This is a genomic window from Bradyrhizobium sp., from assembly GCF_049519115.1.
Taxonomy (GTDB): domain Bacteria; phylum Pseudomonadota; class Alphaproteobacteria; order Rhizobiales; family Xanthobacteraceae; genus Bradyrhizobium.
Genome location: NZ_JBEKRB010000139.1, coordinates 1 through 4,900, shown reverse-complemented (window position 1 = coordinate 4,900; position 4,900 = coordinate 1). Strand labels below are relative to the sequence as shown.

The following is a 4,900-nucleotide window of genomic DNA, read 5'->3' as shown; positions in this document are numbered from 1 at the left end:
GGGACTGCGCGAGATACACCGCTGCGAGGTCTGCGGAACCGTATCTCTGCGGTCGGTGCTCAACCTCGGCAAACATCCCCTGTGCGACGATCTGGTTCCGATCGGCGACGCGCGCGTCTGCCGGGAATACCCGATTGAAATTCTGTTCTGCGATACCTGCTGTACCGGGCATCAGCGGTTTCAGGTTCCGAAACAAGACCTGTTTCCGCAAAACTACCATTATCGCGCACGCCAGACCCTCGATGTGCTCAACGGCATGCGCAGTCTGGTCGCTGCCTGCGTCGCAAAATATGGCGATCTCAGCGGCAAGAAGATTCTGGATGTCGGCTGCAACGACGGCAGCCTGCTGTCGATCCTTAGAGAACACGGCGCCGAAACCTACGGTATCGAGCCCACCGGCGCGGCCATGGATGCATCGGCCTCAGGGCATCAGGTCTGGAACGCGTTTTTCTGCGAGGATGTCGCCAAGAGCTTCGTCGCCGAATTCGGGCAGCCCGACATCATCACCTTTACCAACGTGTTCGCGCATATCGAGGATCTGCCGGATGTGATTCGGGCCTTGAACGCGCTGTCGAACCCGCGAACGAAAATCGTCATCGAGAACCACTATCTCGGCTCGATCATTGCCGGGCGGCAATTCGACACTTTCTATCATGAACATCCGCGTACCTACAGCGGCACATCATTCCAGTTCATCGCGAAGTCGCTGGGCATGTTCATTTCGAAAGTTGAATTTCCGAGCCGCTATGGCGGCAACGTCCGGGTATTTCTGAGCGGGGCCTGGGATTCCGAAGAGTCTTCCTTTGTCAGAGCAGCGATGCTCGAGCGCGAGCGCCGTTACGGCAACGATCTCGCAAGACTGCCGCAAGAGATTGCGCTGTGGCGCGCCAGAAAGGCTGCGGAAATCAAATCCGCCGTCAAGCGATATGGCCCACTGGCCGGCAAGGCGTTCCCGGGCCGGGCCGCGATACCGATCAAGCTGCTCGGCCTCGATCACACGTCGATCAAGGCGGTGTACGAAAAGCCCGGTTCGGGAAAGATCGGACACTACATTCCGGGCACGCGGATTCCGATTCTGTCCGACGACGACTTCCCCGCGGAAGACCGCCGCAAGCCACTCGTCAACATGGCCTGGCATATCGCCGACGAAATCGAAACCTATCTGCGCGGCCGCGGTTTCACCGCCGAGATCATCAGGATCGCCGCGCCGGGCGATTTCGTGGCGTGAACGTCGCGATCCTCGGCTCCGGCTTCGGACTCTACGGCTACCTCCCTGCCCTGCACGCGCTATCCTGCCGCATCGTGCTGCCTGCGCGATATCGCTCGACGATCGAGCGCCGCCCGGAATTGTCGCGACTTGCGAGCCACATCACCTTCGTCGCGGACGAAAACGAGGCCATCGATCTGGCTGACGCGGTCGTCATCGCACGCCGGCCGGCCGATCAGCTCGACCTGATCCCCTCGCTCCTTCACCGCCAGAAATTGCAGCGACTGCTGCTGGAGAAACCGCTGGCGCCGAATCCGGCCGCCGCGCTGCGGCTTGAAGACCAGATCGCAGCGTCAGGCAAAATCGTCCGCACCGGCTATCTGTTCGGCCATACTGGCTGGGGCCGGGACTTGATCGGCCGCGCGGCGGAACTCAACGGCGACCTGCACATCCGGTGGCGCTTCCGCGCCCACCATTACGCGGCCGACCTGTCGAACTGGAAGCGGGCCGATGCCGAAGGCGGCGGGGCCTTACGGTTCTACGGCATCCAGCTCATCGGCCTGCTCGCGGCGCTTGGATTTGATCAAATAGAGGCTTCCCGGCTCAAAGCGGCCCGTTCGGGCGAGGCCGAGAGCTGGCACGCGACGCTGGCGAACCGGAAGGGAGCCCGCTGTCTTCTGGAACTGGATTCCAATGCGGCGCAAAGCTTGTTTGCCGTCGCGGCGCCAGCGCTGGGCCTCAATATCTCCCGCCAAGATCCGTTCGACGCGGCGCCCGGTAACGGAGATCGCCGGGTGCCACTTTTGGTGTCGCTGTGCCGCGAATTTCTGACCACTGAGACAACGACGGACCCATCCGACGGCAAAGCCATCTCGCTCTGGCAGGCGATCGAGGACGTCACTGTTTTCGAAAACGCGACCGCACCTTGAGCCCAGCGTAGTCAACCCGCCGCGGGGCGTTGCGCGCACCATTTCCGCCACATCGCGCGATAGGCCGCTTCGATGTCGCGGGCGAACGCCGCGAAATCCATCATCCGGCTCGCGCTCATCTGTTGCCTGAGATTGCCGCGGATCGCACGCAATCGTGACGGATCGCTCGCCAGCCCGACCGCGAGATCGACGTAAGCAGCCTCATCGGCCGCGATCAGTTGCGGCAAGCCGATATTGTTCAGGATCGAAACGCCCATGCGCGCCGTGAAATGCTCGCCCGCGAGTGCGATCACGGGAACGGTCATCCACAGCGCGTCCAAAGTCGTCGTCCCGCCGTTGAACGGAAACGGATCGAGCGCGATGTCGATCTTGTTATAGAGCACGTACTGGTTCGACCGCTTGCGCGGTTCGAGGATCACGCGATCGAGCGGGAGCCCCAGCCGCTTCAGACGCGCTTCGGTTTCCCGGCGAAACGCTTCGCTGTCGATACCGACGATTTCCAGCAGCAGGCGTGAATCCGGGACGCGGTTGAGGATTTCCGCCCAGCGCCTCAGGGTGACGTCGTTGACCTTGGTGAAATTGTTGAAGCAGCCGAACGTCGTAAAGCCGTTTTCGTCGCGCGGCGGATGATTGATCGGGTCGGCGATGCCGGCGCGGGGCTGATAGCAGCAGAAGGTCGCCGGCAGACGCCACAATGTCTCGGTATTCAAATGCTCGGTCATGCCGGGCGGATCGACGTAAGCGTCGGTGATCCGGTAGTCGATCGCGCTCACGCCTGTGGTCGTGGTGAAGCCGAGCCAGGTGGCTTGAATGGGCGCCGGCTTGCGCGCGAAAACCAGCAGGCGGTTGGCAGCCATGTGGCCGGACAGGTCGACCAGAATATCGATGCGGTCGGCCTCGATGAGATCGGCAACCGCATCATCGCCCATCGAGACGATGTTTCGCCAGTGATCAAATCCGCCTCTGAGACGTGCGGTGGCCGCGTCCTCGGTGTTCATGTTGGCATAGGCAAAGAATTCGAAATCGGCTTTCTGGTGGTGCCGCACCAACGGCTCGAAGAAATAGTTGACGGCGTGGTCGCGAAAATCTCCGGAGACATATCCGATCCGCAGCCGCCGGTCCGGATGGGGCACATTGGCAAACTCGCGGCGCCGCAACAGCGATGCGGCGATATCGCGGTCGAACTGCCGGGCCTGATTGACCAGAATTTCGTGCGGCACCTCGGCGGAATAGCCGAGCAGCATGATCAGGCTGTTATGCGCATTGATAAACATCGGTTTGAGGCGGATGGCCGTCTGATAACTCTCGATGGCCTCGGTGATCTTGCCCTGCGCCTTGAGCGAACTGCCGAGGTTACTCCATGCCGCAGCCATGTCCGGTCTGTGCCGGATGGCTTCGCGATAGTGATGGGCCGCTTCGTCGAGCCGCCCTTCATCCAACAATGCATTGCCGAGATTGTTGTGGGCCTCGGCAAAATCCGCCCTCTGACGCAGCGCTTCGGTCAAGTGGGCGATGGCCTCGCCCCGCCTGCCGATATCGAACAGCAGCGCTCCGAGACTGTTGTGGGCCTTGACCGTGTTCACGCCGCCGGCGATGACGGCGTCAAATTGCGCCATCGCAGCCTCGAAGTCGCCTCGCGAACGATACATATTGCCGAGGCCGGTCTGGGCCTCGGGAAAAGCCGGCTGTAGCGCCAGCGCATGCTGGAAGGCTTGCATCGCCTCATCCACTTCGCCGCACTCGGCCAGCACATTGCCAAGGCTGCAGTGGAACGCCGGAACATCCCCCTTGAGGCGGATAGCCTCGCGGATCAATTGCAGGCCCACTTGAACCCGCTCCGTCCGAGCCGCGAGCTGGCCAAGCATGTACAGGCTCTCGACATGACCGCGGTCCGCTTTGAGTGCCGCCGTATAAAATTTCTCGGCTTCGTCCAGCCGCCCCGCCGCGTGATGGTCGAGCGCGGCCCGATAAAGTTCCGCGCAGTCGATGCGCAATTTGAGCGCGGCAATCTCGGGCGTTGAAAACCCGCGCGCCACCGCACGTTCGAGAATAGTGCGGGCATCGCCCGCCGCACCTGCCATCAACAAGGCTTCCACGAACGAAAACCAGTGCGGGCCCTGTTGCGGGTCCGCCTGCAACGCCGCGTTGAGATACGACAGCGCGGATTGCGGTTTGCCCTGGCGAACCACCAGGGTGCCGAGCGCGTAGTTGGCCTCGGGATTGTTGGGTTCGGATTTCAGGACGCTACGGAACAACCGTTCGGCGCTGTCGACACGCCCGGCATCGAGATGGGCGAGCCCTTTGCGGACCGCCTTGTTGTTGGGACGCGCGTGCGCATTCATTCGCGGGATAACGGCCGGAGCGAGGGTAGCGCAATTCCTATCATTGATTCGGCAGGGGTGTCCGACCGACGAAAAGGGCGCAAGGCGCGCTAGTCTTTCGTCTCATCGGCGCAGGCTTGCCTGGCTCGCATGCCGACTCACTAGCAACAAAGCCAGCCGCGTAATCCATTGAATAAACAAGTAAAACGCTGATCTCGTCAGGCTCCGGTATTTTTGGCGCGCCCCGTTAACGCTGCCTCGAGGGCGAGCGGACTGCGACGATTTTGGACTTCCCAAGGAGATATCGAGGTCGTACCACCAAAACAGGTTGTCGCCGTTTCGCTTGCTGGAGACACAAGCGCAGCTACAATAACCTCAAGGCCGCCAAGGTCAGAAATAATAGCCCGGCGACGTCAAAAGCCGCCCGGGCCTTGAAGACATGG

General features: G+C 61.6%; 3 protein-coding genes. 2 read left to right on the top strand and 1 reads right to left on the bottom strand.

Annotated elements, in window-relative coordinates:
* Both ABSE61_RS35890 and ABSE61_RS35885 read left to right on the top strand, forming a co-directional pair.
* Window positions 1-1,228, top strand: a 1,228-nt coding sequence (locus tag ABSE61_RS35890; RefSeq protein ID WP_423875901.1) for a class I SAM-dependent methyltransferase, incomplete at its 5' end; no start/stop codon positions are given.
* On the top strand, window positions 1,225-2,136 hold the full coding sequence (locus ABSE61_RS35885) for a Gfo/Idh/MocA family oxidoreductase (protein ID WP_423875900.1): 912 nt from the start codon (window positions 1,225-1,227) through the stop codon (window positions 2,134-2,136). The genes ABSE61_RS35890 and ABSE61_RS35885, both read left to right, overlap by 4 nt.
* 11 nt (window positions 2,137-2,147) lie before the next feature.
* Here ABSE61_RS35885 and ABSE61_RS35880 read toward each other — a convergent pair whose 3' ends face one another.
* Window positions 2,148-4,478 (bottom strand): tetratricopeptide repeat protein, encoded by a 2,331-nt coding sequence (locus tag ABSE61_RS35880; RefSeq protein WP_423875899.1) that lies wholly within the window; start codon window positions 4,476-4,478, stop codon window positions 2,148-2,150.
* Between the last annotated feature and the right edge of the window lie 422 nt (window positions 4,479-4,900).